A 26,830-nucleotide genomic window follows, 5' to 3' on the forward strand; every position below is an offset into this window, starting at 1 on the left:
CATGAACCAATACGTCATCGCCATTGACCAGGGCACCACGAGTTCCCGCGCCATCGTGTTCGACCACGCGGGAACCATCGTTTCCACGGGCCAGATGGAGCACGAGCAGATCTTCCCGCAGGCAGGATGGGTGGAGCACAACCCGGCCGAAATCTGGGACAACACCCGCGAGGTCATTGCCTCAGCTCTCTCCAAGGCGAACCTGACACGGCACGATATTGCCGCCGTCGGAATCACCAACCAGCGCGAAACCGCGGTGGTTTGGGACAAGAACACCGGCGAGGCCGTCTACAACGCGATCGTCTGGCAGGACACCCGGACTCAGCCGATCGTCGACGAACTGGCCAAGGACGGGGGAGTGGAGCGGTTCAAACAGAAGGTAGGCCTGCCGCTGGCCACGTACTTCTCCGGGACCAAGATCAAATGGATCCTGGACAACGTCGAAGGAGCCCGGGAGAAGGCCGAAGCGGGAGACCTCCTCTTCGGAAACACCGACGCCTGGGTGCTGTGGAACCTCACCGGCGGGACCGACGGCGGCGTGCACGTTACCGATGTCACCAACGCCTCACGCACATTGTTCATGGACCTGGAGACGCTTCAGTGGGACCAGGAGATCCTGGACATCTTCGGGGTTCCGGCCTCCATGATGCCGGCCATCAAGTCCTCCTCCGAGGTCTACGGCCAGGTCCACACGTCCCAGTTGCTCCGGGAAACCCCGGTTGCCGGCATCCTGGGCGACCAGCAGGCAGCCACGTTCGGCCAGGCGGCTTTCCAGCCCGGTGAAGCCAAGAACACCTATGGCACCGGATGCTTCCTGATCTTCAACACCGGCGAGGAGATCGTCCATTCCAAGAACGGCCTGCTGACCACGCTTGGCTACAAGTTGGGAGACCAGAAACCGCACTACGCGCTGGAAGGATCCATCGCGGTCACGGGCTCGCTCATCCAGTGGCTCCGGGACAACCTCGGCATGATCAGTTCGGCCCCGCAGGTGGAAGAACTTGCTGCCGCGGTGGAGGACAACGGCGGCGTGTACATCGTGCCCGCCTTCTCCGGCCTCTTCGCCCCGTACTGGCGTGCCGACGCGCGCGGCGCGATCGTAGGTCTCACCCGGTACGCCAACAAGGGCCACATCGCCCGGGCAGCCCTGGAAGCCACGGCCTTCCAGACCCGCGAGGTACTGGACGCTGTCAACGCGGACTCCGGCGTGCCGCTCACCGAACTGAAGGTCGACGGCGGCATGGTCGCCAACGATGCCCTCATGCAGTTCCAGGCGGACATCCTGGGCGTCCCGGTGGTCCGGCCGAAGGTCATTGAAACCACCGCCCTCGGTGCGGCCTACGCCGCTGGCCTGGCTGTGGGCTTCTGGAACGACCTCGGCGAGCTCAGTGCCAACTGGGGCGAGGACAAGCGCTGGGAACCGCAATTGGATGCGGCAGAGCAGGAGCGGCAGTTGCGGTTGTGGAAGAAGGCTGTGACCAAGTCCATGGATTGGGTGGACGAGGATGTTAAGTAGTCCTCGCTGACGAGGTTCCGGGGACTCCCGCCCGCCCGTCCCCAGCTGCTCCCGCCGCTCGCAAGCTCGCGGTGGGGCCCTCGCAGCTGGGGGCCCATCGCGGTGCCCACCACACCATGGCGGGAGTCCCCGGAACCTCTGTCTGCCCAGGCTCCGCGCCGCACCAACCGCATGGGCTTGGTGCGGTAAGGTATGTGTATGCGTGCGAACCTTCTGCTTAGTTAGCCGCCCGGCAATCTTCGCCGTGCGGCCGCCCCTCCATTGTCGAGGGGCTTTTGTGTGTCCGGGGGTTTTTGTGCCTTTGGGATCGTGCGACAACAGCAGAAGGTAATTCCGCCATCGAGAACAGAAGAGGGCAGCAGTGAGCGTTCAGCCGGAGACAGAGACCGGAACAGCACAGGCAACGGCAGCCGGAGCACCCGAAGAGGGCGTCTACAGCTTCGCGGCCATGGAAGCCAAGTGGCCGCAGGTCTGGGACGACCTCAAGGTGTTTACCCCCGTAGATGACGGTTCGCGGGAGCGCCGCTATGTGCTGGACATGTTCCCCTACCCCTCGGGCGACCTCCACATGGGCCACGCCGAGGCTTTCGCCATGGGCGATGTCGTGGCGCGCTACCTCCGGCAGAAGGGCTACGACGTCCTGCATCCGATCGGCTGGGACTCCTTTGGCCTGCCCGCCGAGAACGCGGCCATCAAGCGCAATGCCCACCCCAGCGAGTGGACCTACGCCAACATCGATACGCAGGCCGCGTCCTTCAAGCGCTATGCCATTTCCGCCGACTGGTCCCGCCGCCTGCACACCTCCGATCCCGAGTACTACCGCTGGACGCAGTGGCTGTTCAAGCGCTTCTACGAGCGCGGCCTGGCCTACCGCAAGGACTCGCCGGTCAACTGGTGCCCCAAGGACCTCACCGTCCTGGCCAACGAACAGGTGGTCAACGGTGCCTGTGAACGCTGCGGCACTCCCGTCACCAAGAAGTCGCTGAACCAGTGGTACTTCAAGATCACGGAGTACGCCGATCGCCTGCTCGAAGACATGGACCAATTGCAGGGCCACTGGCCCGAACGGGTCCTCGCCATGCAGCGGAACTGGATCGGCCGCTCGGAAGGCGCCCACGTCCGCTTCGTCATTGAAGCCGAAGGAAGCCGCCCCGAACGCGAAGTCACTGTCTTCACCACCCGGCCGGACACACTGTACGGCGCAACCTTCTTTGTTGTCGCAGCAGACGCCCACCTGGCCCTGGACTTGGTCACCCCGGAACAGCATGACGAACTCATGGCCTACCGCGAAAAGGTCAAGGCGCTCTCGGAAATCGAGCGCCAGTCCACAGAGCGGGAAAAGACCGGTGTGTTCACTGGCCGCTACGCCATCAATCCGCTCAACGGCGAAAAGCTGCCCGTGTGGGCCGCGGACTACGTCCTGGCCGACTACGGGACGGGCGCCATCATGGCTGTTCCCGCACACGACCAGCGCGACCTGGATTTCGCCAAGGCGTTCAACCTGCCTGTCCGCGCCGTACTGAACACGGGCGAGGACGATCCTGCGGAATCCGGCGTAGCCACCGCAGGCGAAGGCACCTTGCAGAACTCGGGCGCACTGGACGGCCTGAGCAAGGCCGAGGCCATCCCTGCTGCCATCGACATCCTGGAAAAGCAGGGCACCGGGGAGAAGTTCGTCAACTTCCGCCTCCGCGACTGGCTGCTGAGCCGCCAGCGGTTCTGGGGCACGCCGATTCCGATCATCCACTGTGGAGAATGCGGCGAGGTGCCGGTTCCGGATGACCATCTGCCGGTGAGGCTGCCTGAAGATCTCCGCGGAGAGGCGCTGGCGCCCAAGGGCACATCACCGCTGGCCGCCGCCGTCGAATGGGTCAACGTCGAGTGCCCCAACTGTGGCCGCGCCGCACAGCGCGATACCGACACCATGGACACGTTCGTCGATTCGTCCTGGTACTTCCTGCGTTTCGTCTCGCCGAACTTCACTGAAGGCCCGTTCGATCCGGCGAAGATCAACGACTGGATGCCGGTAGGGCAGTATGTGGGCGGCGTGGAGCACGCCATCCTGCACTTGCTGTACGCCCGCTTCTTCACCAAGGTCATCAAGGACATCGGCCTGATTGAAGCCAACGAGCCCTTCAGTGCCCTGCTCAACCAGGGCCAGGTGCTCAATGGCGGCAAGGCCATGAGCAAGTCCCTGGGCAACGGCGTGGACCTCGGCGAACAGCTGGACAAGTTCGGTGTGGACGCTGTCCGCCTGACCATGGTCTTTGCTTCTCCGCCCGAGGACGACGTTGACTGGGCTGACGTTTCGCCCGCCGGGTCGGGCAAGTTCCTGGCCCGAGCGTGGCGCCTTGGCCAGGACGTCACCAGCGAACCCGGCACCGATCCGGCCACGGGCGACCGTGCCCTGCGGACCGTGACCCACAAGACCATTGCCGATGCCGCAGAACTGCTGGACAACAACAAGTTCAACGTGGTTGTCGCGCGCCTCATGGAGTTGGTCAACGCGACGCGCAAGACCATCGACTCCGGTGCCGGTGGAGCCGATCCCGCAGTCCGTGAGGCCGTTGAGGCTGTTGCCGTGATCCTCAGCCTCTTCGCTCCGTACACTGCGGAGGATCTGTGGAACGCCCTTGGCCACCCTGCCTCTGTGGCCAACGCTGGTTGGCCCGCACACGACGAGTCCTTGCTGGTCCAGGAAACCGTCACTGCCGTTGTCCAGGTGCAAGGAAAAGTCCGTGACCGCCTGGAAGTCTCCCCGGACATCAGCGAAGACGAACTGCGTGAACGCGCGCTGGCATCGGAAAACGTCCAGCGCGCCATGGACGGCCGTGGCATCCGCACCGTCATCGTGCGGGCACCTAAACTGGTGAACATCGTTCCTGCCTAGCGGGGATTGTGCGGCCGCCGGCACTGTGCCGGCGGCCGGCCATCATCTTTGGAGGTTGCGTGCCTGAGCGAGAACCACCCGCGTGGATGTGGCTCAAGGAAAGAGTGGCGCGCCTCCGGCAACCAGCGGCACCGGTTCCTGTCGCTGAAGAGCCCCTTGCCGCCGTCGTCAGGACTGCCGTGGTCACCGATTCGGCGGCCGCGTTGCCCGCCGACTGGGTTTCCGCCTTTACGGCCGACGGTCGTTTGGTTGTTGTTCCCATGCCCGTGATGGTGGGAAACGAAATTTATGGTGAAGGTGAAGACGACATCACCCAGACGTTGTCGTTGGCACTTGCTTCTGGCGCCTCGGTGAAGACCTCACGGCCATCGCCAGGCCAATTCGAGCAGGCGTATCTGGCCGCCCAACGTCGTGGATTTGAGGCCGTAGTCTCCATCCACATCTCGTCCGAACTGTCCGGAACCGCCGATGCAGCCCGCCTTGCTGCAGCCCGCGTGACCATACCCGTGGAAATCGTTGATTCCCGGACAGTAGGTATGGCGCAGGGGATGGGTGTTCAGAGCGCCGTGGTTGCCGCGGCCGACGGCCGGGGAGCTGCTGAGGTCCGGGACTTCGCCGTGGAGCGGATGGACCGCACCAAGGTCTACTTCTACGTCCCCAGCCTTGAGCAGCTTCGCCGCGGCGGCCGCATCGGCGCCGCCGCCTCGCTCCTGGGAACGGTGCTTTCCATCAAACCGATCCTTGCCGTCGACGGCGGCAAGATCGTCCCGCTGGAAAAGGTCCGGTCCGCTGTACGGGCCATCTCCCGGTTGGAAGAGATCGTCGTCGCCGACGTCGCGTCCCGCGCTCCCGGCCAGGCGCGTCTAGCCGTACACCACTTCGGGAATCCAGCCGAGGCAAAGTCACTTGCCGCCCGGCTGGCCGAAAAATGTCCCCAGTCGCCGCTTGCCCAGATCAGTTCCCTCCCCGCCGTTCTTGCCGCACACGCCGGTTTGGGTGTGTTGGCCGTCATTGTGGGAGAAAGCAGTACGCCGGGCAATTGACGGCTTTATCCACATAGTCCCGATGGGGAACAGTGCCCGTTCGGACCCGGCCATAGGCTCAATTCATGCCACGCCGGACCCAGGACGCCTCGTCCGATGCCGCAACCGCGGTGTTCAGGCGGCGGCTGTCCCGTCATGTCCAGCCCGCTGTGCAGGCGGAACCGCTGCTGGCGATTGCGGTGGAGGAGCAGACCTCCGACGGCGGTGACAGTGCCGGACTGCCGACGGCGGTCCCTTCCCGTTTCCGGTGGCGCAGCCCCCGCGCCGTGGTGTTCGTGGTGGCTGCGGCCGCCGTGGTGGCGGCCGTATGCTTTGTATGGCAAACCGGCCAGGACCAACCATCGATCGAACCGCTCACCCCTGCTGCAACCTCCGAGGCAGCAGTTCCCGGTGCGGAGGCCGGGCAAGTCACGAGGCCCGGTGCGACCGTGGTCATCCACATCGCCGGTGCCGTGCAAAAACCTGGAGTGGTCTCCTTGCCGGAGGGCAGCAGGATTTTCCAGGCCATTGACGCGGCCGGAGGTGCTGCCCAGGATGCTCGTCTTGACGGACTGAACCTGGCCGAAGTGGTGGCGGACGGGGCCAAGATCGTGGTGCCGCGTGCCGGGGATGCGCCCGTCCCGCCTCCGGGGCAGGAACAGTCTGAAGCGGAAGTCGGAAGTGCCGCCGGGCCGGGAAGTTCGGCCAAAGTCAATATCAACACCGCCAGTGTCGAGGAGCTCGGCACGTTGCCCCGCGTGGGACCCGTCATGGCGCAGCGCATCGCGGACTGGCGAAAGGATCACGGCCCCTTCACGTCCGTCGAGGAACTGGACGCGATCGACGGCATCGGCCCCAAGCTCATGGAATCGCTCAAGGGCCTGGTGACGGTGCATGGTGGCTGAGTCCGCCGGAGGAACCCCGGCCAGGCGACTGGACGTACGCCTGGTCCCGACAGCCCTCGCAGCCTGGGCGGCTGCTTTGGCGGGAACGGTGGCTCCCCAGCCGTGGTCCGCCTCGATCTGCGCTGTGCTGGTGGTGGGTGCCTTGGGTTTGACGGTGTCCGGACGGAAACGCCGACGCCGGGGGATGTGGGTACGGACCACGTCGTCCACCCTCGCGCTGGCCTGCGTGGCCGGTGCCGCCGTGGCCCTGCACTGTGCCTTGGACATGGCCTGGCGCGAGCAGGGCCCGCTTGCCGCCGCGGCCGCCCGAAGTGATGGAGTGGTCATTACGGTCCGCGTTACCGGTCCTCCGGCGGCGCTGTCCGTTCCAGGGCATTCCGGGGAAAACCGCTGGGCCGTCCCGGCGCAGGTGGAACACTTCACCTCCCAAGGCAATACCGTGACAGATTCGGCCGCGGTGTTGGTCATCGGTGGGGACGCCTGGGAGCGCGTGCAGCCGGGACAATCGCTGAGAACCGCGGGAACCCTGGGGGAGGGCAAGCAGGGCCAGCCCGAGGCCGCTGTCCTGGCCGCGTCAACGGCGCCCGTGCTGGTCGCTGATTCCTACGACCCCCAACAAACCGCGGCCCGGGCCCGGGAGCAATTCCGCACAGCGTCGGCTTGGTTGCCCCCGGACGCGGCAGGCCTGCTGCCGGGCATGGTTACCGGCGACACCTCCACGCTGCCGGAGAGCCTCGAATCGGCCATGAAAACTACGGGCATGACCCATCTGACCGCGGTCAGCGGTGCAAACTGCAGCCTGGTCCTGGGTGGATTCATCCTGCTGGCCCGGACCTTCCGCCTGCCGCGGCCCCTTGCGGCCATCAGTGGGTTTGCCGGTCTGGCGGCCTTCGTGGTCCTGGTCGGACCGGATCCGAGCGTCCTGCGGGCGGCGGTCATGGGCACGGTGGGGCTGGCCGCCGTCTCCGCGGGGCGCCGCGGCAGGTCACTGTCCTTCCTCTGCCTTGCGAGCACCTCGCTTTTGCTCCTTGACCCCGGCTTGTCTGTGTCATTCGGTTTCCTGCTTTCCGTCCTGGCCACCCTCGGTATCGTGTTGCTCGCTGGCCACCTGGCGTCATGGTTTCCGGCATGGGTTCCCTCGTGGTTGGCCACGGGCATCGCCGTTCCACTGTCAGCGCAGTTCATGTGTGGACCCGCCATCGTTGCGCTGCAGCCCCAATTCTCGCCCTACTCCCTCGCAGCCAATGTGCTGGCTGGGCCATTGGTAGCCCCCGTCACCATCCTCGGAACCATCTCCGTGCCGTTGGCTTCGGTGCCATGGCTGGCCGCGGCGCCCGTGGCCGTGGCGGGGACGAGCGCCGGAATGGTGGCAGCTGTGGCCCGGTTCTTCGCCGCCCTGCCAGGTGCTGCCATGCCGTGGGCGGAGGGGCCGGTGGGGATCGCATCCATGCTTGCCTTCTCCACCGTTGCTGTCCTCGTAACGTGGAGCCTGCTCCATCCGGCAGGCTTCCGCGTGGCCGTGCTGACCTTCCACAGCAGCATCATGAAGGGCCTGGAATCCCTCGAGCGACCTGCTTCGTGCCGGGCTGCGCTGCGGGGTGCCGGTCGACGCCATCAACACCTACGCCGCGGACGTGGCAGACTTAAACCTTGCGCAAACCCGTCCGGAAGGAATCACCAGTGGCTGCTGCCCAGAACACCCGGGCCAAGAACATCCCGGCAAACAACGCCGGGTGGCGGGACGCCACGCCTGCCGCCGTAGTGCTGGTCACCGGACCGGAAGAGTACTTGGGAATCCGTGCGATGGACCGCATCAGGTCCCTGGTCCGCTCCTCAACCCCGGATGTGGAGCTGACCAGGCTCAACGCGGGCGCATACGAGGGCGGCTCCTTGGCCATGACGGTAACCCCGTCGCTATTCGGTGAAGGAAAGCTGGTCGAAGTCGAAGGCCTCGAGTCGATGAACGACGCCTTCCTTGCTGACGCCATGAAGTACCTTCTCCAGCCGGAGGACGACGTGGTCCTTGTCCTGCGGCACGCGGGGGGAGTCCGGGGCAAGAAGTTGCTCGACGCCGTCAAGGCCGCAGGCTGGCCCGTGATCGACTGCCAGCCCCTCAAAAAGGACGCCGACAAGACGGCATTCGTCGTAGCGGAGTTCAAAGCCGGCGGCCGGCGGATCGAGGGCGGGGCGGTCCAGGCCCTCGTCAATGCGGTGGGAGCCAATCTTTCGGAGCTTGCCGCAGCATGTAACCAACTCATCGCCGATGCCACCACTGCCGTCACCGCGGACACCGTGGACAGATACTATGGCGGCCGCGTCGAGGCCACGGCCTTCAAAGTAGCGGACGCGGCCATGGCGGGAAATGGTCCGTTGGCCCTCTCCACCCTGCGGCATGCGGTCTCCACCGGAGTTGATCCCGTTCCGTTGGTGGCGGCGCTGGCGGCCAAGCTGCGAACCATTGCCAAAGTGGCGGGCGCCAAGGGGTCCTCAGCGACCATCGCGAAGAGCCTGGGCATGCAGCCCTGGCTCGTGGAGCAGGCGCAGCGGGATGTCCGCCGTTGGACTCCCGAGGGGCTCATCCGCTCCATCCAGGTCATTGCCGAGGCTGACGCCCAGGTCAAGGGCGAGTCGAGGGATCCCGTGTATGCCGTGGAGCATGCAGTCACAGTCATCTCGACGTCGGCCCAGCGCAAGTGAGGACGCCCTGGTTGGGCTGGGCGCTGGGCTGGGCTTAAAAGCCAGGAGGCCGGCACCCGTGGGTGCCGGCCTCCTGTTCAGCTCAGTCGAACTGGAAAAACCTTAGAGTGCGTTGACCTTCTTGGAGATCGCCGACTTGCGGTTAGCAGCGTTGTTCTTGTGAATAACGCCCTTGCTGACAGCCTTGTCCAGCTTACGGCTGGCAGCAGCAAGTGCAGTTCCAGCAGCATCCTTGTCAGCAGACGCAACGGCGGTGTTGACGGCGCGGATGGCCGTCTTCAGCTCGGACTTGACTGCGTTGTTGCGCAGGCGAGCCTTCTCGTTGGTGAGGATGCGCTTCTTCTGGGACTTGATATTAGCCACGTATGAACTCTCTTTTTTAATGCGGAAATGGTCTAGAGGGTTGTCAGGTTGGCCATCGACTGAGCGGCGTGGGGATGCCTATGGCAGCCAACCATGTGTGGCCGTCGACCTGCACGGACACACAGCTATAAAGAATAGCAGAAAGACGAGCGAACTGCGGAATGCCTCAGTTCCTGGTGGACTTCCCGTGCAGGGCCCGAGCGACGTCACCAAAGGCAGCTTTACCGAGTACAGCCCCTTCGCGCCGGACCGCGCCCGGATCCAGTCGGATGACGCGGTCCACTTTAACTTCACTGGGGCGGCCCTGGCGGTCCCACGGACCTGCGCCGATGTCCACGTAGTCGTCCGCCTGCATCCCGTTGTCGTGGTCCTTGGAGGTCAGCATCAGTCCAAGAAGCCACTTTCCATCACGTCCCACCAGCAGCACCGGCCGGTCCTTGCCCTGCGTGTGATCCTCCTCGTACGGCACCCAACTCCACACGATCTCGCCCGGATCGGGCTTCCCGTCCGGTTTGGGGGCGTAATGCGGCGTGACCCGGCCGTGGTAGTCGCCGGGATAAGCGCCGTGCAAGGGTTCGACGCCGGTGGGCCGGCTCTGCTGCCTGGCCGCCGGGGTCCCGGAGCGTTGCCGCTCCCGGGGAGCGGCTTTGGTGCCGGCACCTCCCAACGCCTTGAGGGAACGGAGGATGAAGGTGCCGAGGGGTCGCAAGTCCAAAGCCATGGGATAAAGCTACCCCTTGGCCACGGGGTGCGTCGGACCGGAATGTACGTTGAACGGCCGGTTCATGGGACACTGGAGGATCAGATATGCGGTATGTCCTGCGCTGGCCCCTGCCCAGTGAACGGTGAAGCCGCGTGAATGCCGACAGTTAGGACCCTGCGTGTCTCCCATGGCCCGCACCGCACCGGTGCCCGCCGCAACAGATCCGGCCATCATCCGGAACTTCTGCATCATCGCCCACATCGACCACGGCAAGTCCACCCTGGCCGACCGCATGTTGCAGTTCACCGGCGTCGTTCAGCAGCGCGACATGAAGGCCCAGTATCTGGACCGCATGGACATTGAGCGTGAGCGCGGCATCACCATCAAGTCCCAGGCCGTCCGGATGCCGTGGGAAGTCGAAGGCACCGCCTACGCCCTGAACATGATCGACACCCCCGGCCACGTGGACTTTACGTACGAGGTCTCCCGCTCCCTGGCAGCTTGTGAAGGCGCAGTGCTGCTGGTCGACGCGGCCCAGGGCATCGAGGCGCAGACCCTGGCCAACCTTTACTTGGCGATGGAAAACAACCTCACCATCATTCCCGTGCTGAACAAGATTGACCTCCCGGCAGCCCAGCCGGAGAAGTATGCGGCTGAACTGGCCAATCTCATTGGTGGCGACCCGGATGACGTCCTCAAGGTGTCCGGCAAGACCGGCGTAGGCGTCGAGGCGCTCCTGGACAAGATTGTCCACGATCTCCCGGCTCCCGTGGGCGATCCCAATGCCCCTGCGCGAGCCATGATCTTTGACTCGGTGTATGACACCTATCGTGGCGTAGTTACCTATGTCCGGGTGGTGGACGGCAAGCTCAACCCACGCGAACGCATCCAGATGATGTCCACCCGCGCTTCGCATGAGCTGCTGGAAATCGGTGTCAGCTCACCGGAACCCACGCCATCCAAGGGCCTCGGTGTGGGTGAGGTGGGATACCTCATCACCGGAGTGAAGGATGTCCGCCAGTCCAAGGTTGGTGATACGGTCACCAACCTGGCCAAGCCGGCGTCCGAGTCGCTCAGCGGCTACGCCGACGCCAAGCCCATGGTCTTCTCCGGTCTCTATCCGCTGGATGGTACGGATTACCCGGTCCTCCGCGACGCCCTGGAAAAGCTGATGCTCAATGACGCCGCGCTCGTGTACGAGCCGGAGACTTCGGCAGCGCTGGGCTTTGGATTCCGGGTCGGTTTCCTCGGCCTGTTGCACCTTGAAATCACGCGTGAGCGCCTGGAGCGGGAGTACAACCTCGACCTCATCTCAACTGCGCCCAACGTGGAGTACGAGGTAACGCTCGAGGACAAGAAGGTGGTCCACGTCACGAACCCGAGCGAGTACCCTGTGGGTAAGATCGCCGAGGTCCGTGAGCCGATGGTGTCGGCTACTGTCCTCGCCCCCAATGAGTTCGTTGGTGCCATCATGGAACTCTGCCAAAGCCGCCGAGGCCAGATGAAGGGCATGGACTACCTCTCCGAGGATCGTGTTGAGCTCAGGTACTGGATTCCGCTTGCTGAAATCGTGTTCGACTTCTTCGACCTCCTCAAGTCCAAGACCCGTGGCTATGCGTCGCTGGACTGGAAGGCGGACGGCGAACAGGTGGCTGATCTCGTCAAGGTGGATATCCTCCTTCAAGGCGAACAGGTGGATGCCTTCAGTGCCATCACCCACCGCGACAAGGCCTACTCGTACGGGGTCATGATGACCTCGAAGCTTCGCGAGCTCATTCCGAGGCAACAATTCGAGGTGCCCATCCAGGCCGCCATCGGCTCGCGGATCATCGCCCGTGAAAGCATCAGGGCCATCCGCAAGGACGTCCTTGCCAAGTGCTATGGCGGTGACATCACCCGTAAGCGCAAGCTGCTTGAGAAGCAAAAAGAGGGCAAGAAGCGCATGAAGATGGTGGGTCGTGTGGAGGTTCCCCAAGAGGCCTTCATCGCAGCCCTCACCACGGACGAGTCCAAGGACAAGGCCAAGAAGTAAATGCCCAGCGTCCTTCCTTTGGGCGATCCGGCACCTGCGGACGGGCTCCTGCCCCCGCAGGTGCTCAGTGGCGTCCAAGACCGTAAATTCGGCCTGTATGTCCACATCCCGTTTTGCGCGGTCCGCTGCGGTTACTGCGATTTCAACACCTACACCGCCACTGAACTGGGCGGCGGCGCGTCGCAGGACGCCTATGCCGGCACGGCCGTGGCCGAAGTGGATTTCGCCGTTCGCGCGCTGGAGGATTCCGGCGTTCCATCCCGCCCGCTGAGCACCGTGTTCTTCGGCGGTGGCACCCCTACGCTGCTCCCGGCGGAAGACCTGGCACGGATCCTGCGTGCCGCCGTCGGACACTGGGGACTTGGGCCGGACGCAGAGGTGACCACCGAGGCGAACCCTGATTCCGTCACGCCCGAGTCCCTCCAAGTGCTCGCGGATGCCGGGTTTACCCGGGTGTCGTTCGGCATGCAGTCCGCTGTGCCGCATGTCCTCAAGGTCCTTGACCGCACCCACACCCCCAGCAGGGTCCCGCTGGTTGTTCAATGGGCACGCGACGCGGGCCTGGCGGTAAGCCTCGACCTGATCTACGGCACCCCGGGTGAGTCCATGGACGACTGGCGGCTGTCCTTGGAAACCGCCCTGTCCTACGATCCTGACCACATCAGTGCGTACGCGCTGATCGTCGAGGATGGCACCAAACTGGCTGCCCAGATCCGGCGTGGGGAAGTGCCGGGAATCGACGACGACGACCACGCAGCAAAGTACGAGCTCGCCGACCAGCTGATTTCAGCGGCAGGCCTCACCTGGTACGAGGTCAGCAACTGGGCCAGGACTCCCGAGCAGGCGTGCCGCCACAACCTCGCCTATTGGCGGGGCGACGACTGGTGGGGGATCGGCCCGGGAGCCCATTCCCATGTTGGCGGTGTCCGGTGGTGGAACGTCAAGCACCCCACTGCCTACGCTTCACGGCTGGCGGCGGCAACGTCGCCTGCTGCGGGCAGGGAAACCCTCGACGCCGGTACGCGGGAAGTGGAGCGCATCATGCTTGAGGCGCGCCTTGGCTCGGGATTGGACGTGGATGCCTTGGACAAAGTGGGCAGGCATGCCATGGCCGGGCTGATTGCCGATGGCCTGGTGGATCCCGCTGCGGCCTTCAAGGGCCGCTTGGTGCTGACCCTCAAGGGCCGTTTGTTGGCGGACGCAGTGGTGCGCAGGATCCTGCCGGACTGACCGCCCGCGGCGCTATTTGATCCAGCGCAGGTTGAAACGGTAGCGGTGGGGTTGGCCGTGGTTGACGCGGATGCCCGCGGAAACCGAGAAGCACGTCAAGGCCACCCAGATGGCTGTCGCGATGACCGCGAAGATGTTGCCCACAACCGGCAGCAGGACCAGGATGTTCGCCAACACGGCCGCGATGGTGGGCGGAAGCGTGAAGTTCAGGGCTTCCTTGGACTCCTGCGCCGTGAACGGTCCACGCTCGCGGAAGATCAAGTAGATGAGCAAGGACGGAAGGCAGCCGAGGATTCCACCGAAGTGCGCCAACGTGGCCCACTGCCGGTCTTCGCTTGCCGTAAGGGGCAGTGCATTCGCAGGTGCGCCATGGTACTGGGGCTGGCCTGCGGCCCTGCCCTGTTCTTCTGGAGCGTTCTCTGCCACGGTGTCTTCCCTTTGCTGTAAAAATGCGGTGTTGCTGTCCCAGAATACTGGGTCCGGACTCCCTGCAGGGACCATCCGCCCCTGAAACGGGCAGGTGTCCCTGCTCAGGGGGCGGTCAGGAAGTCGATGACTTCCTCCACGCGCCCCAGAAGGGACGCCTCCAGGTCCGCATACGTCCGCACAGCCCCGAGCAAGCGCTGCCAGCCGAGCCCGATGTCCTCCGCCGTTTCGTGCGGCCAGCCGAAAGCCCTCAGGATTCCCGTCTTCCAGTCCGTGCCGCGAGGCACGTCAGGCCACTGTTCGATGCCCAGTACCTTGGGGCGGATCGCCTGCCATACATCGACGTACGGGTGTCCCACGATCAACACGTTTCCCGTGGCTCCCGGTACCTGCATGGCCTCGGCCGCAATGCGTGACTCCTTCGAACCGGCCACCAAGTGGTCCACCAGGATTCCGAGCTTGCGTTGCGGACCGGGTCCGAAGGCGGCGATGGCGGACCGGAGGTCGTCCACGCCATGGAGCGGCTCCACGACGATGCCTTCCACCCGGAGGTCGTCACCCCAGACCTTTTCCACGAGTTCGGCGTCGTGCTTGCCTTCCACCCAGATCCGGCTGGCTTTTGCCACTTGTGCGCGTTGGCCCTGGACTTTGACAGAGCCCGACGCCGTCCGGCCGGGCTGGACAGCGCCGGCCTGCACAGCGCCGGCCGGTTGCCTGGCGGCCGGGGGGAGCAGGCGAATGGCCTGGCCCTCCAGGAGGAAGCCGAACCCCAGTTGGAAGGACCGCGTCTTGCCCCGGCGGTCCTCAAGCGACACGATGTGCATTCCGCCGGACTTCTCTACCCGGACGACCTCGCCCACCCACCCGGATTGGACGTCTTCCAGGACCATCCCGCGCTGGACAGGCACGTCCGGAAGCTGCTGTTTGACGGGTGCGGAAAGGTCCTGCGGACCCCATGTGTCGAAAGCCAAGGACTTCATACCTCTTCGCGCTGGGTTTGATGGGCCGGTACCGGGTGGAGCCGGCTCCCCGGACGTCATCCGCGGGCGTTTTCAATGCTAGCAACGGGGTGGCCCATACTAGACTTGTTAGCACTTAGGCATGTTGAGTGCTAAAAGCAAGGGTCAGCCCGGGTCCATCCCATGCCGGGCAGCCCGCATTCGGAGCGTCGACAGGAGGTGTTGCACATGAGTGAGCCGCGCAAGCTGGAAGTGTTGCGTGCCATCGTCGAGGATTACGTGCACTCACGGGAACCTGTCGGCTCCAAGGCACTGGTGGAGAGGCACCATCTGGGCGTTTCCAGTGCCACCATCAGGAATGACATGGCCGTCCTGGAAGAGGAAGGCCTCATTGCCGCTCCGCACACCAGCGCGGGCCGCATTCCCACGGACAAGGGCTACAGGTTGTTCGTGGACCGGATTTCCCAAGTGAAGCCGCTCTCGGCCGCCGAGCGCCGGGCCATCCATTCCTTGCTTGAAGGCCCCGACGATCTTGACGACATCCTGGAGCGGACAGTCAGGCTCCTGTCGCAGTTGACCAACCAGGTAGCGGTGGTGCAATACCCGCACTCCAAGCGGGCCTTGGTCCGGCATGTGGAGTTCGTGCTGCTGGCACCCAAGCAGGTGCTGGTGGTCCTGATCGCGGACACCGGCAGCGTGGGACAAAAAGTCATCGATGCCGGAACCGAGGTCAGCAACGAGTCGTTGCTGGCCCTGCGTGCGAGGTTCCTGGGCAGCATTGCCGGCACTCCTTTGGAGCTGTTGCCGCAGGTGCTGCCCTCCGTCGTGGCCTTGTGCAGGCCGGAAGTCCGTGGGGTGGCGCAGGTCCTGGCCTCCGGACTCCAATCCCTCAGCGATACCAGTCGCGAAGAGCGGATCCTGATGGCGGGAACAGCAAACCTGGCCCGCTCCAACGTGGACTTCCCCTTGAGCATCGGCCCGGTACTTGAGGCCCTCGAGGAACAAGTAGTGATGCTTCGGTTGTTGTCTGACATGGGTGATGATCCACGCGGGGTCACCGTCAGCATCGGCCGGGAGAACCCCTACGACGGGCTGTCCGAGGCCTCGGTGGTCGCCACGGGTTACGGCTCCGGCGCCAAGGTAGGCATCCTGGGGCCCACCCGGATGGACTATCCCACCACCATGGCCGCCGTGCGGGCCGTGGCCCGCTACCTTTCCCGTATTCTCGGCGGCTGACGCCGGCCACCAACGTAAGAACCGCAGCACAACAAGGAAGAGATACTGACTTTGAGCAGCCACTATGACGTTTTGGGAGTCTCCCCGGAAGCCACCGGAGAAGAGATCAAAAAGGCGTACCGCAAGTTGGCGCGAAAACTGCACCCGGACGTGAACCCGGGCGAGGATGTCGCTGAGCAGTTCAAGGCCGTGACGCACGCTTACGAAGTGTTGTCCGACCCGCAGAAACGCCGCGTGTACGACGCCACCGGCAACGAGAACGGAACCGACAACGGTTTCGGTGGCGGCTACTCCGGGCAGGGCTTTGCCTTCCAGGACATCTTCGATACCTTCTTTGGCGGTGGTGGCGGGGGACACGCAGGTCCTGCCTCCCGCGTCCGGCGCGGCCAGGATGCCCTCATCAGCGTCCGCATCGACCTCAAGGACGCGGTCTTCGGCGTCAACAAGAAGCTTGAAGTCGACACCGCGGTTGTCTGCCCCACCTGTGATGGCAGCTGCTGCCGTCCCGGAACGCACCCTGAACGCTGCGACATCTGTGGTGGCAGCGGCCAGGTCCAGCGGGCAGTGCGCTCCATCCTCGGCCAAGTCATGACCACGGCCCCGTGTGGCTCCTGCGAAGGCTTCGGCACCATCATCAAGGACCCCTGCAACGAGTGCAGCGGCCAGGGCCGCATCCGCAGCCGCCGCTCGCTGACCATCAAGGTGCCGGCGGGCGTGGCAACGGGAACGCGCATCCAGCTGTCCGGCCAGGGTGAGGCAGGCCCTGCCGGAGGCCCTGCCGGCGACCTCTACGTTGAGATCCGCGTCAACAGCGATTCCACGTACATCCGCGAAGGCGACGACCTCCACGCAACACTGAGCGTGCCGATGACTGCTGCCGCGCTGGGAACGGAACTGACCCTGGAGACCTTCGATGGCGCCCAGGAAATCGACGTCAAGGCGGGCACGCAGTCGGGTGAAATCATTACCCTCCGCGGTTTGGGGGTCACCCATCTTCGTGGCTACGGCCGCGGAGACCTCAAGGTGCACTTGCACGTCGAGACGCCGGTCAAGCTGGATGCCGCGCAGGAAGACCTGCTGAGGCAGCTTGCGAAGTTGCGCGGTGAGCAGTTCACGGAAGGCAAGCTCGTAGCCAGTGGCGGCATGTTCGCCAAGCTCCGGGACAAGCTCGGTAACCTGTAGCGGTGAGCAACCCCGTCTTCTTCACCCCGGCCGGGAGCCTGGACGGACTGGGGCCGGGTTCCGTGTTCATCCTCGAAGGTCCTGAAGCCCGCCACGCCGTGACCGTGAAGCGGTTGGCCGTCGGCGAACCCGTGGATCTCGCGGACGGGTCCGGCGCCCGGCTCACTGGCAAGGTGTCCGACGCCGGCCAAGGCTCGCTTTCGGTGACGGCAACGGACGTGGTCTTCGAGGAACAACCGTCGGTGCGGCTGGTGCTGGTCCAGGCCCTGGCCAAGGGCGACCGGGACGAGCTCGCCATCGAGACCGCCACGGAACTCGGCATCGACGCTGTCATTCCCTGGCAGGCGGAACGTTCCATCGTGCGGTGGAAGGGCGACCGTGCGGCCAAGGCCCATGCAAAGTGGCAGTCGGTGGTCACCGCCGCTGCCAAGCAGGCACGTCGCGCCTGGATCCCCGAGGTCAGGTCCATCGTGGACTCCGCATCGCTGGCCAAGGCAGTCGCTGAGGCAGACGTGGCCGTCATCCTCCATGAGGATGCAAAGAATGGACTGCGGTCCGTCCTGGAAGGCGCGGCCCAACTGGCCGGTGCCGACCCTCACGCACCCCGGGAAGTCCTGTTGATCGTTGGACCGGAGGGTGGCATCTCGCCGCGCGAAGTAACGCGCCTGAGCGATGCTGGTGCCGTGACGGCCCTGTTGGGCCACCATGTCCTGAGGTCATCGACGGCCGGGCCTGCCGCCGTCGTACTGGCGAGCGATGTCCTGGGGCGCTGGCAGGAGGCTTGACCCAGGGCGTCAGTTGACGTTGAAGAGCCTGGTATCCAGTGTCGATTCGTCGGCTTGCCCGGAACTGTCCACCTGGGTCACGCGAAGCTCGTAGCGCCCGGGCTTCAGCGTGGCGCTGAAGGTGAAGACGCCGAATTGTCCCGGTTCACCGGTGGATTTTACTTGGCCGGTGAGCAGGCTGGTCCTGGCGCCGCCGTTATCCTGCAGGATTTGCCAGTTCACCGGCTTGGAGCTGTCCGTGCTGCGGCCGTTGAACTTGACGGCACCGGCCGGCAAAGTCGTGTCCTCCTGGGGGTCGATGATCCACAGGGGAGCCACCATCGAGGCGTCCCTCGCCATGGGTTGGCCGAGTTTCACTTGGCCGAAGGCCATGAAGTCGGTGTGTCCATCCACCAGGATGACCACCTGGATCTGTTGCCCGGAGTTGATCAGCCCGGAGGACGAGGCTGCGGCAGTGGCTGTGTACACCAACTGCTGGACCGCCCGTTGGGCCATGCCGGCGTCGAGGTTCGAGTTGAAGGCGTCCCGCGAAATGTCCACGGTGATGACGTTCTTGCCCGAGATCGATGTGGCCAGGCTGCCGGGTTCCTGCCATGGGGTGAAGAAATCGTGGTCCAGCGGCTTCTCGGCCATCATGATGCGCAGGGCCGTGGTGACGGGGTTCCCGTCGCCGGAGATGTCCCGGAACTCGCGGTAGAGGTAGACGTTGTCCTTGCTCCGCCCGATCCAATAGACGGGGATCTTGGTGGAGGCCTGGGTGGTTTCCAACGGCGCGTTGCTCGCGGGGGCGTCCTGGACATTGATGGCCGGGCTTGAGGTGGGCGCGGTGGTGCCGCCGTTGGCGATGCAACCGGTCAGGAACAGGACGGCAGCCATAGCGGGCGCGGCAACGGCGGACTTCGTCCGCTTGCGGGCGCCTTGCTGTGGGGTGGCTGACTGCGTGATGTGGGGTTTCCTTGCCTTGCTTCCGCCGGAGTGGGCGTCCGGTCCTGCGCGGGCGGACTTTTCACCCTGCCTTGCCAGCTTGGCACACGTCCGACGGCGGCTGGCCGGGTTTTGCCGGACCGGCACCAACTGAAACAGGATTGATACCGGCTTGATGCCGAGTTGAGACAAACAGCCAACGTTGCGGTGGTGGCATCCGGCTCTTCGTGCGATGGTGCCGTGCCAGTTCGGACGGCCGCTTGCTGGCGTAGGATTGAAGGCATTCCGGCATATGGCCGGACCACGGTGGGCGCGGCGCCTGACCGGGGAAAAGACGATAACCAACCGGAGGAGAACAGGCCGTACGGCCAGCACTATGAGTGAATCCCTGAATGGGCGGCTGCGGACCGGCAACGGGAACCCGGCGGCCACAGAGTTCCCGCACACCTTGCCGGGCACGCGCACGGAAATCGTCACGTTCGACAATTCAGACCAGATGGTTCACTCGCTGGGCAGCCACGACGAAGCCCTGCGTTACATCGAGGACCAGTTCCCGGACGTCAACTTCCATGTACGGGGCAACGAGTTGTCCATGTCCGGTCCGTCGGCGGTCATCCCGCGGATCATGCGGCTTCTGGAAGAAGTGCGCGGGCTCGTCGCCAAGGGCACTACCGTCACGCCGGACATCCTGCAGCAGCTCGTTTCCCTGCTGGGGGCGCAGTCCGTCCAGAACCCTGTTGACGTCCTGACACACAACATCCTGTCCAGCCGGGGCAAGACCATCCGCCCCAAGACGCTGAACCAGAAGAACTACGTCGACGCCATCGACGACAACACCGTGATCTTCGGCATCGGCCCGGCCGGTACAGGCAAGACGTACCTTGCCATGGCAAAGGCCGTCCAGGCCTTGCAAAACAAGGAAGTCAGCCGGATTATCCTGACCCGTCCGGCAGTGGAAGCAGGGGAGCGGCTGGGCTTCCTTCCCGGTACCCTCAGCGACAAGATCGACCCCTACCTCCGTCCGCTGTACGACGCCTTGCACGACATGATGGACCCCGAGTCGATTCCCCGTCTCATGGCCGCCGGCACCATCGAAGTTGCCCCGCTGGCCTACATGCGTGGTCGGACGCTCAACGATGCCTTCATCATCCTGGACGAGGCGCAAAACACCACTCCGGAGCAGATGAAGATGTTCCTGACGCGCCTTGGTTTCGGTTCCAAGATGGTTGTGACCGGAGACGTGACCCAGATCGACCTTCCCTTCGGCGCAACGTCCGGCCTGCGGATCGTGAGGGAGATCCTGACGGGCATCGACGACGTCAACTTCTCGATCCTGGAGGCGGCCGACGTCGTCAGGCACCGCCTCGTGGCAGACATTGTTTCTGCGTACAGCAAATGGGACGACGCCCACCGCCCGGCGACAGCGGGCACCCAGCACAAACGCGGAGAACACAAATGAGCATTGAGGTCAACAACGAATCCGGCGTGGAGGTGGACGAAGCCCAGCTGGTCACGTTGTCGCGCTTCATCTTCGAGCGCTTGTACATCCACCCCCAGGCCGAGCTGTCCATCTTGTTGGTGGATGAGGCGGCCATGGAGAAACTCCACATCGAACTCATGGATGAGCCAGGGGCCACGGATGTGCTGTCCGTCCCGATGGACGAGTTGACGCCGGGCACCCCGGACCGGCCCACACCCCAGGGCATGCTTGGCGATATTGCCATTTGCCCGCAGGTGGCCGAAGTCCAGGCACGCAATGCGGGACACCCCACGCAGGACGAGATGTTGCTGTTGACCACCCACGGCATCCTGCACCTGCTGGGCTTCGACCACGCCGAGCCGGACGAGAAGGAAGAGATGTTCGGCCTGCAGCGCGAACTGCTGTCTGAGTTCCTGGGCAAGGATGCCCCCATGGAGACCATGCAGTGACCTCGCTCCTCCTGGTCGGCATGGCGCTGGTCTTCCTGAGCTTTGTCGCCCTTCTGACGGCGGCCGAGGCCGCCTTCAATTTCCTGCCCCGGCACGAAGCCGAACAATCCGTGCACCGGAGCAAGGGCAAAGCCCTGGGGAGCATCCTCCAGAACCCCGTTGCGCACATCCGCGCGCTGCGCTTTTGGCGCGTATGGTTCGAAATGGCAGCTGCGGTGGCGGTCGCCGTCGTACTTCACAGCCTGCTGGACAACGTATGGCTCGCCGGGCTCGCAGCCACCGGCATCATGGCGGTCATAGGTTTTGTCCTGGTTGGGGTTTCGCCGCGGCAGCTGGGGAGGGCGCACTCAGGTCCGGTGGTGCGGTTCACGGCACCGCTGATCCGGTTCCTCTGCTGGATACTCGGACCAATTCCCGGGTGGCTCGTGGCCCTGGGCAGCGCGGTGGCACCCGGCGCCCCGGGCGGCGACGACGCTTTCGTCAGCGAGGAAGAGTTCCGGGAGTTCGTGGACCGCGCGGCCGAGTCGGACATGATCGAGGACAACGAGGCCGAACTCATCCACTCGGTGTTCGACTTTGGGGATACCTTGGTGCGGTCGGTCATGGTTCCCCGAACGGACATCGTCAGCATCGGTACCGGTTCCGGGCTGGAAGCGGCGATGGCCCTGTTTCTCCGCTCAGGCTATTCGCGGATTCCGGTCATCGGCGAGAACACCGACCAGATCCGGGGCATCCTCTACCTTAAGGACGTTGCTGCGGCGCTCCACCGCAACGAGCACGGCCTGCAGCCGCACGACGTCGATTCGCTGGCCCGCGAGGTCCGGTACGTTCCGGAGTCCAAGCCGGTGAGCGACCTCTTGAAGGAACTCCAGCAGGAGTCGACGCACGTGGCCATCGTGATCGACGAGTACGGTGGCACGGCCGGCCTGGTGACCCTTGAGGACCTCATCGAGGAAATCGTCGGGGAAATCGTGGACGAATACGACGCCGCGGCGGAAGAAGCTGTTGACCTCGGCGACGGAACCTACCGTGTCAGCGCCCGCATGAGCATCGACGATCTTGGCGAACTCTTCGACATGGATCTCGACGACGACGAGGTGGACACGGTGGGTGGCCTCCTGGCGAAGGCGCTGGGCCAGGTACCGATCGTGGGAAGTTCAGTGGAGGTGAACGGGGTGTCGCTCAGGGCCGATAGGCTTGAGGGTCGGCGAAACCGGGTCAGCCACATCATTGCGGCAGCAATGCCAAAAGAAGAAACTGACCTTGAAGACCTTCTCGACGAGGCCGGCACAACGCAACAGGGAGTTCCACGTGAGCAAGCAAAATAAGAAATTCGACGCCGAGGACGCATTCGGCGGCTTCCACGCCGGTTTCTCGGTCCTGGTTGGCCGCCCCAACGCCGGTAAATCCACCTTGACCAATGCCTTGGTGGGGCAGAAGGTGGCCATCACGTCGGCCAAACCGCAGACCACGCGGCACACGATCCGCGGCATCGTGCACCGGGAAGATGCCCAGCTCATCCTCGTGGATACTCCCGGACTCCACCGTCCCCGCACCCTGCTGGGCAAGCGGCTCAACGAACTCGTGGCGGACACCCTGGCAGAGGTAGATGCCATTGGTTTCTGCCTTCCTGCGAACGAGAAGATCGGCCCCGGCGACAAGTACATCGCCGCCCAATTGGCGGGAGTGGGCCGCAAGCCCATTGTGGCGATCGTGACGAAGACCGACCTGGTGGACCGGCAGGCCCTGACTGAGCAACTGCTTGCCGTCGCCGAACTGGGAAGGGAAGTCCTCGGAGACCAGGGTTGGGCGGACATCGTCCCCGTTTCGGCCGCCGATGGATTCCAGGTCAACACGGTTGCCGATGTCCTCATTGGGCACATGCCGGCATCTCCGCCGCTCTACCCGGATGGCGAACTGACCGACGAACCTGAAGCAGTCATGATTGCCGAACTGATCCGCGAGGCGGCACTCGAAGGTGTCCGCGACGAACTTCCGCACTCGTTGGCCGTGGTGGTCGAGGAGATTGTTCCCCGTGAGGGCCGTACCGAGGACAACCCCCTGCTGGATGTCCGCGTCAATCTTTACGTGGAGCGTCCCTCGCAGAAGGCCATCATCATTGGCAAGGGCGGAAGCCGGCTGCGCGAGGTGGGCACCAACGCACGCAAAGGTATTGAAACGCTGCTCGGCACCCGCATCTACCTGGATTTGCACGTCAAAGTCGCCAAGGACTGGCAGCGGGACCCCAAGCAATTGGTGAAGCTGGGCTTCTGATTGGCCCTACGCATCGGCGTGGTCAGGGGGATGGATGAGCAAGTTCACAGAAACGGCCACTATGATTGCGGAGATTCACCTGTTTGAGGAAAGGTAACCGAATAGTGCGACGTCGTGAAGCCCACGCCCAGGGCACCGGCACCGCTGCTCCCGGTGAGGCGCGCCATGGTGGGGGTCCCGAAGGAACTCCGCGCCACATGAACGCGCCCAAGGGGCTGCCCGTGTGGCTGAAAATCGTTACCGGAGTGGTTTCCGTGGCTTTGGTGGCCGGCGTAGCTTTCGCGGCATTCTGGTTCATCCGGCTCCAGAGCAACATCACCAAGGCACCGCTGAGCGCCGGCGACGAGCGGGTTTCCGGCGATGCCACTGTCAACGACAAGTCGGACAGGCTCCAGATCCTCATCCTGGGATCCGACACCCGCGACGGCAAGAACGCGCAATACGGCACGTCTGAGGATTCCACGGGCTACGGCCACTCGGACGTCATGATGTTGCTGGACATCTCTGCCGACAACAAGCGGGTCAGCGTCATGAGCTTCCCTCGTGACCTGCTGGTCGACGTCCCGCAATGCACCGACCACACCAACAACCAGACCTTCCCCGCGCGCAGTGGCGTCATGATCAATGCCGCCATGGCGGAAGCCGGGATCGGTTGCGCCGTGGATACGATCAACAAGCTCACGGGCCTCACCGTGGACCACTTCATGATGGCAGACTTCAACGCGGTCAAGGAGTTGTCCAAGGCCGTTGGCGGCGTGGACGTGTGCGTCAGCGACCCCGTTTTCGACCCCGACTCCGGCCTTCGCCTGGCCAAGGGCAACTCGCAGGTGGAAGGTGAGCAGGCTTTGGCCTTCCTCCGTACGCGCCATGCGTTCGGCGACGGCGGCGACCTTGGCCGCATCAAGGGGCAGCAGGCCTTCCTTTCCTCCCTGACCCGGAAGTTGAAGTCCGAAGGCACCTTGGCCAACCCGCAGCGCCTGCTGCAGATTGCCGACGTGGTGACACAGAACCTCACGGTGGACGAAGGCTTGGCCTCGGTCCCAACGTTGCTGACCATCGGCGGCCGGTTGAAGGACATTGATGTCTCCAAGGTGGCGTTTGTCTCTGTGCCCACCCAGCCGGCGGCCATCGATCCCAACAGGCTTGAATTGGTGGAACCCCAGGCCTCGCAGCTCTTTGCTGCGCTGCGCGCGGACCTTGACCTGACCAACCCGGGAGCTACGTCGAGTCCTTCGGCATCGCCGTCCGCCACGGACGCGGCGTCGGCTGCACCCACTACGGTTGCGCCTCCGGCGCCGGCGTACAACAAGGCCATCCAGCCTGTTTCCGTGGCCAATGGCAGTGGCGTGGGTACGCGGGCACAGGAAATCATGTCCGTTCTGACCGGAAATGGCTTCACCCAGGCGGTGTCCTACCTGGCCAACCCGGTGGAACAGACGGTCGTTTACTACGGTGCCGACTTCGCTGACGTGGCTACGGATGTGGCGGCGCTCTTCGGTATCCCTGCAACCCAGGTCAAACAAGCCGCGGGCGTTTCCGGAGTCCAGGTTTACGTGGGTACGGACTTTGCAAGCGGTACCGCGTATGGTGCGGCTTCAGTTCCTACGGATGTGGTGAACCAGACGGCCAAGGATGCGGTGTGCCAACAAGTGAACCCCCTCTACATCACCCAGTAACTTTCCGGACTTAATGAACAGTGGCCGGTTCCCTGGTGGGAACCGGCCACTGTTCATTGCTGACGTTTACCAGATGCTGACGCGCTCCCCGGGTGCCATCCACATGGTGTCCTGCTCCTGGACATCGAAGGCTTCATGGAAGGCGTTGAGGTTCCGGGCGATCGCGTTGGTCCGGAATTCGTTGGGGGAGTGGGGATCAGTGGCGAGGCGTCGGATGGCTTCCTCGGAACGGATCACTTGGCGCCATCCCGCAGCCCAGGACATGAAGAAGCGCTGCTGTCCTGTGAAACCATCGATCACCTCCGGCTCGGCACCGTCGAGGCTGAGGAGGTAGGCCTTGTAGGCGATGGTGAGTCCGCCGAGGTCGCCAATGTTTTCGCCCAGGGTGAGTTTGCCGTTGACTTTGTGGTCCGGTGCGGCGTAGGGAGACAGGGCGTCGTACTGGGCAACCAGCTTGGCGGTGCGGGTCTCGAAGGCCGCGCGGTCCTCTTCGGTCCACCAGTTGCGCAGGGCGCCACTGCCGTCGAACTGGGATCCCTGATCGTCAAAACCGTGGCCGATTTCATGGCCGATCACTGCGCCAATGCCGCCGTAGTTCACAGCGTCGTCAGCGTCCGCGTTGAAGAACGGTGGCTGCAGGATGGCTGCGGGGAAGACGATTTCGTTCAGCATCGGGTGGTAGTAGGCGTTGACCGTCTGCGGCGTCATGAGCCACTTGTTGAGGTCCACCGGCTTGCCGATTTCATCCAGGTGGCGGTCGATGTCTGCGTCGTGGGCGCGCTCCACATTGCCCAGGAGGTCATTGGGGTGGATCTCAACGGCGGAGTAGTCGATCCACTTCTCGGGGAAGCCGATCTTGGGGCGGAATGCTTCCAGTTTCTTCAAGGCCTCCGCCTTGGTCGCCTCGCCCATCCACTCAAGGGAGGAAATGCTGGCGCGGTAGGCCTCGATCAGGTTTGAAACCAGGGTTTGCATCCGTGCTTTGTGGCCTTGCGGGAAATGCCGTTCAACGTAGATCTGGCCTACTGCTTCACCCAGGGCTGACTCCACCACCGCCACGCCACGCTTCCAGCGTTCCTTGTTTTGCGGAGTGCCGCTGAGCGTGGTGCCGTAGAAGTCGAAGTTCGCATCAACGAACTCAGCGGACAGGTAGGGCGCAGCCGAGCCGAGGACACGAAGGGTGAGCCATTCCTTCCACGTCGCAAGGTCGGCCGACTCCAGCAGCCCGGCGGCGCCGGCAAAGAAGTCGGGCGTGCTGACCACGATTTCCGTGCGTTTCCCTTCGTCAATGCGGGCTGCCTCGAACCATGCATTGAGCAGGGGGAAGAGGTCGGCCGCCTCTTTCGCGGTCTTGAGGTTGTAGGTTTTCTGCGGATCCCGCAGTGTGACGTTGTCCCAGTGGTGGGAGGCGAGCGATGTCTCCAGGGCAACGATCCGGCCTGCGGCCGCCTCGGCGTCCGGTACGCCGGCCAGGCTGAAGAGCTTCGAAATGTACTCACCGTAGGCGGTGACGATGGGAGCGAATTTCTCTTCACGGTAGTACGACTCGTCCGGCAGGCCCAGGCCGCCCTGGCTGATGTACAGGAGGATGCGCTCGGGATTGCCGGCATCCGGGGCGGGGTAGATACCGAAGAGCCCGGAGACATCGGAACGGAACAAACGTCCGATCAGGGCAACGAGGTCACCGCTGGAGGACACCGCGCGGACATCCTCGAGGCGGCCGCGAACGGGGTCGAGCCCCTTGGCCTCAGCGGCCGCCTCGTCCATGAAGCTTGCGTAGAGACCGCCGACTTTCCGTTCGACGCCGGTCGCGTCCTCGCCCTTGCCAGCAGCTTCTTCGATGATCGCCTTTACTGCCAGTTCCGCTTCGTCGCGCAGGGCGGTAAAGGTGCCTTCCAACGGGCGGTCGTCCGGAATGGTTGTGTTGTTAAGCCAGGCTCCGTTGACGTGCTGGTAAAGATCGTCCTGCGGCCGGACGTTGTGATCGATGTTGGAAAGAGTGATCCCCGACTGTGGCACTGTGGCTCCTTGGATGGACGCTGCAGCCGGCGTTGCCACCGTCGCGGCGTCTGCATAGTGGA

The 26,830-nt window shown here is 64.2% G+C and carries 22 protein-coding genes; 16 read left to right on the forward strand and 6 right to left on the reverse strand.

Going from position 1 to position 26,830, the window contains the following annotated elements; translation table 11 throughout:
* Position 1: 1 nt before the first annotated feature.
* The 6 genes from glpK (at position 2) to holA (ending at position 9,030) form a co-directional block, all read left to right on the forward strand.
* Positions 2 to 1,516, forward strand: coding sequence for a glycerol kinase GlpK (gene glpK / locus ACIPY3_RS07470; protein WP_400332031.1), 1,515 nt, complete (start codon positions 2 to 4; stop codon positions 1,514 to 1,516).
* Between the two features lie 361 nt (positions 1,517 to 1,877).
* Positions 1,878 to 4,406: a leucine--tRNA ligase gene (leuS, locus tag ACIPY3_RS07475; RefSeq protein ID WP_400332034.1), complete on the forward strand. Its 2,529-nt coding sequence runs from the start codon at positions 1,878 to 1,880 to the stop codon at positions 4,404 to 4,406.
* An 8-nt stretch (positions 4,407 to 4,414) separates the two neighbouring features.
* Positions 4,415 to 5,449 carry a DegV family protein gene (locus ACIPY3_RS07480; protein ID WP_400332037.1) on the forward strand — a complete coding sequence of 345 codons (1,035 nt, stop codon included), beginning with the start codon at positions 4,415 to 4,417 and terminating at the stop codon, positions 5,447 to 5,449.
* Positions 5,450 to 5,514: 65 nt separating this feature from the next.
* Complete coding sequence (locus ACIPY3_RS07485) at positions 5,515 to 6,333, forward strand: helix-hairpin-helix domain-containing protein (RefSeq protein ID WP_400332040.1); 819 nt, start codon at positions 5,515 to 5,517, stop codon at positions 6,331 to 6,333.
* Complete coding sequence (locus ACIPY3_RS07490) at positions 6,323 to 8,095, forward strand: ComEC/Rec2 family competence protein (RefSeq protein WP_400332043.1); 1,773 nt, start codon at positions 6,323 to 6,325, stop codon at positions 8,093 to 8,095. The genes ACIPY3_RS07485 and ACIPY3_RS07490 overlap by 11 nt, the downstream gene beginning before the upstream one ends.
* On the forward strand, positions 8,014 to 9,030 hold the full coding sequence (gene holA, locus ACIPY3_RS07495) for a DNA polymerase III subunit delta (RefSeq protein WP_400332044.1): 1,017 nt from the start codon (positions 8,014 to 8,016) through the stop codon (positions 9,028 to 9,030). Before ACIPY3_RS07490 ends, holA begins: the two co-directional genes overlap by 82 nt.
* A 102-nt stretch (positions 9,031 to 9,132) precedes the next feature.
* Here the strand turns inward: holA and rpsT are convergent, their stop codons facing one another.
* A complete protein-coding gene (gene rpsT / locus ACIPY3_RS07500) occupies positions 9,133 to 9,393 on the reverse strand; it encodes a 30S ribosomal protein S20 (RefSeq protein WP_347107561.1) in 261 nt (86 codons plus the stop codon).
* Between the two features lie 166 nt (positions 9,394 to 9,559).
* Positions 9,560 to 10,114 carry a type II toxin-antitoxin system PemK/MazF family toxin gene (locus ACIPY3_RS07505; RefSeq protein WP_400332047.1) on the reverse strand — a complete coding sequence of 185 codons (555 nt, stop codon included), beginning with the start codon at positions 10,112 to 10,114 and terminating at the stop codon, positions 9,560 to 9,562.
* A 160-nt stretch (positions 10,115 to 10,274) separates the two neighbouring features.
* Here ACIPY3_RS07505 and lepA point away from each other — a divergent pair, with 160 nt between their 5' ends.
* Positions 10,275 to 12,128, forward strand: a complete 1,854-nt coding sequence (lepA, locus tag ACIPY3_RS07510; protein ID WP_400332050.1) for a translation elongation factor 4 — start codon at positions 10,275 to 10,277, stop codon at positions 12,126 to 12,128.
* Positions 12,129 to 13,358, forward strand: a complete 1,230-nt coding sequence (gene hemW, locus ACIPY3_RS07515) for a radical SAM family heme chaperone HemW (RefSeq protein ID WP_400332053.1) — start codon at positions 12,129 to 12,131, stop codon at positions 13,356 to 13,358. It abuts the gene before it with no gap.
* A 12-nt stretch (positions 13,359 to 13,370) separates the two neighbouring features.
* Here the strand turns inward: hemW and ACIPY3_RS07520 are convergent, their stop codons facing one another.
* Complete coding sequence (locus ACIPY3_RS07520; RefSeq protein ID WP_387437228.1) at positions 13,371 to 13,784, reverse strand: DUF4870 domain-containing protein; 414 nt, start codon at positions 13,782 to 13,784, stop codon at positions 13,371 to 13,373.
* A gap of 104 nt (positions 13,785 to 13,888) precedes the next feature.
* The gene (locus ACIPY3_RS07525) at positions 13,889 to 14,755 is read right to left on the reverse strand and encodes a DUF3097 domain-containing protein (protein WP_400332056.1); all 867 of its coding nucleotides are present in this window, start codon (positions 14,753 to 14,755) and stop codon (positions 13,889 to 13,891) included.
* Positions 14,756 to 14,971: 216 nt separating this feature from the next.
* Here ACIPY3_RS07525 and hrcA point away from each other — a divergent pair, with 216 nt between their 5' ends.
* Genes hrcA through ACIPY3_RS07540 form a run of 3 tightly spaced genes read left to right on the forward strand, consistent with a single transcriptional unit; the run spans position 14,972 to position 17,946 of the window.
* Entirely contained in the window at positions 14,972 to 15,979 is a 1,008-nt protein-coding gene (gene hrcA / locus ACIPY3_RS07530) for a heat-inducible transcriptional repressor HrcA (RefSeq protein WP_400332059.1), read from the forward strand.
* 51 nt (positions 15,980 to 16,030) lie between these two features.
* A complete protein-coding gene (gene dnaJ / locus ACIPY3_RS07535) occupies positions 16,031 to 17,161 on the forward strand; it encodes a molecular chaperone DnaJ (RefSeq protein ID WP_400269262.1) in 1,131 nt (376 codons plus the stop codon).
* Between the two features lie 2 nt (positions 17,162 to 17,163).
* Positions 17,164 to 17,946: a 16S rRNA (uracil(1498)-N(3))-methyltransferase gene (locus ACIPY3_RS07540; protein WP_400332062.1), complete on the forward strand. Its 783-nt coding sequence runs from the start codon at positions 17,164 to 17,166 to the stop codon at positions 17,944 to 17,946.
* Between the two features lie 9 nt (positions 17,947 to 17,955).
* Here the strand turns inward: ACIPY3_RS07540 and ACIPY3_RS07545 are convergent, their stop codons facing one another.
* Positions 17,956 to 19,062: a GerMN domain-containing protein gene (locus ACIPY3_RS07545; RefSeq protein WP_400332065.1), complete on the reverse strand. Its 1,107-nt coding sequence runs from the start codon at positions 19,060 to 19,062 to the stop codon at positions 17,956 to 17,958.
* 184 nt (positions 19,063 to 19,246) lie between these two features.
* Between ACIPY3_RS07545 and ACIPY3_RS07550 the strand changes: the two genes are divergently transcribed.
* The 5 genes from ACIPY3_RS07550 (at position 19,247) to ACIPY3_RS07570 (ending at position 24,749) form a co-directional block, all read left to right on the forward strand.
* Positions 19,247 to 20,329 (forward strand): PhoH family protein, encoded by a 1,083-nt coding sequence (locus ACIPY3_RS07550; protein ID WP_400332068.1) that lies wholly within the window; start codon positions 19,247 to 19,249, stop codon positions 20,327 to 20,329.
* Positions 20,326 to 20,799, forward strand: coding sequence for an rRNA maturation RNase YbeY (gene ybeY / locus ACIPY3_RS07555; protein WP_397321680.1), 474 nt, complete (start codon positions 20,326 to 20,328; stop codon positions 20,797 to 20,799). Before ACIPY3_RS07550 ends, ybeY begins: the two co-directional genes overlap by 4 nt.
* Positions 20,796 to 22,127 carry a hemolysin family protein gene (locus tag ACIPY3_RS07560; RefSeq protein ID WP_400332071.1) on the forward strand — a complete coding sequence of 444 codons (1,332 nt, stop codon included), beginning with the start codon at positions 20,796 to 20,798 and terminating at the stop codon, positions 22,125 to 22,127. The genes ybeY and ACIPY3_RS07560 overlap by 4 nt, the downstream gene beginning before the upstream one ends.
* Positions 22,111 to 23,073 (forward strand): GTPase Era, encoded by a 963-nt coding sequence (gene era, locus ACIPY3_RS07565; protein WP_400332074.1) that lies wholly within the window; start codon positions 22,111 to 22,113, stop codon positions 23,071 to 23,073. Before ACIPY3_RS07560 ends, era begins: the two co-directional genes overlap by 17 nt.
* 197 nt (positions 23,074 to 23,270) lie before the next feature.
* Entirely contained in the window at positions 23,271 to 24,749 is a 1,479-nt protein-coding gene (locus ACIPY3_RS07570; protein WP_400332077.1) for an LCP family protein, read from the forward strand.
* Positions 24,750 to 24,815: 66 nt separating this feature from the next.
* Here the strand turns inward: ACIPY3_RS07570 and ACIPY3_RS07575 are convergent, their stop codons facing one another.
* Positions 24,816 to 26,768: a M13 family metallopeptidase gene (locus ACIPY3_RS07575; RefSeq protein WP_400332080.1), complete on the reverse strand. Its 1,953-nt coding sequence runs from the start codon at positions 26,766 to 26,768 to the stop codon at positions 24,816 to 24,818.
* Between the last annotated feature and the right edge of the window lie 62 nt (positions 26,769 to 26,830).

The sequence above is a fragment of the Paenarthrobacter sp. NPDC089714 genome (assembly GCF_044748905.1).
Classification (GTDB): domain Bacteria; phylum Actinomycetota; class Actinomycetes; order Actinomycetales; family Micrococcaceae; genus Arthrobacter.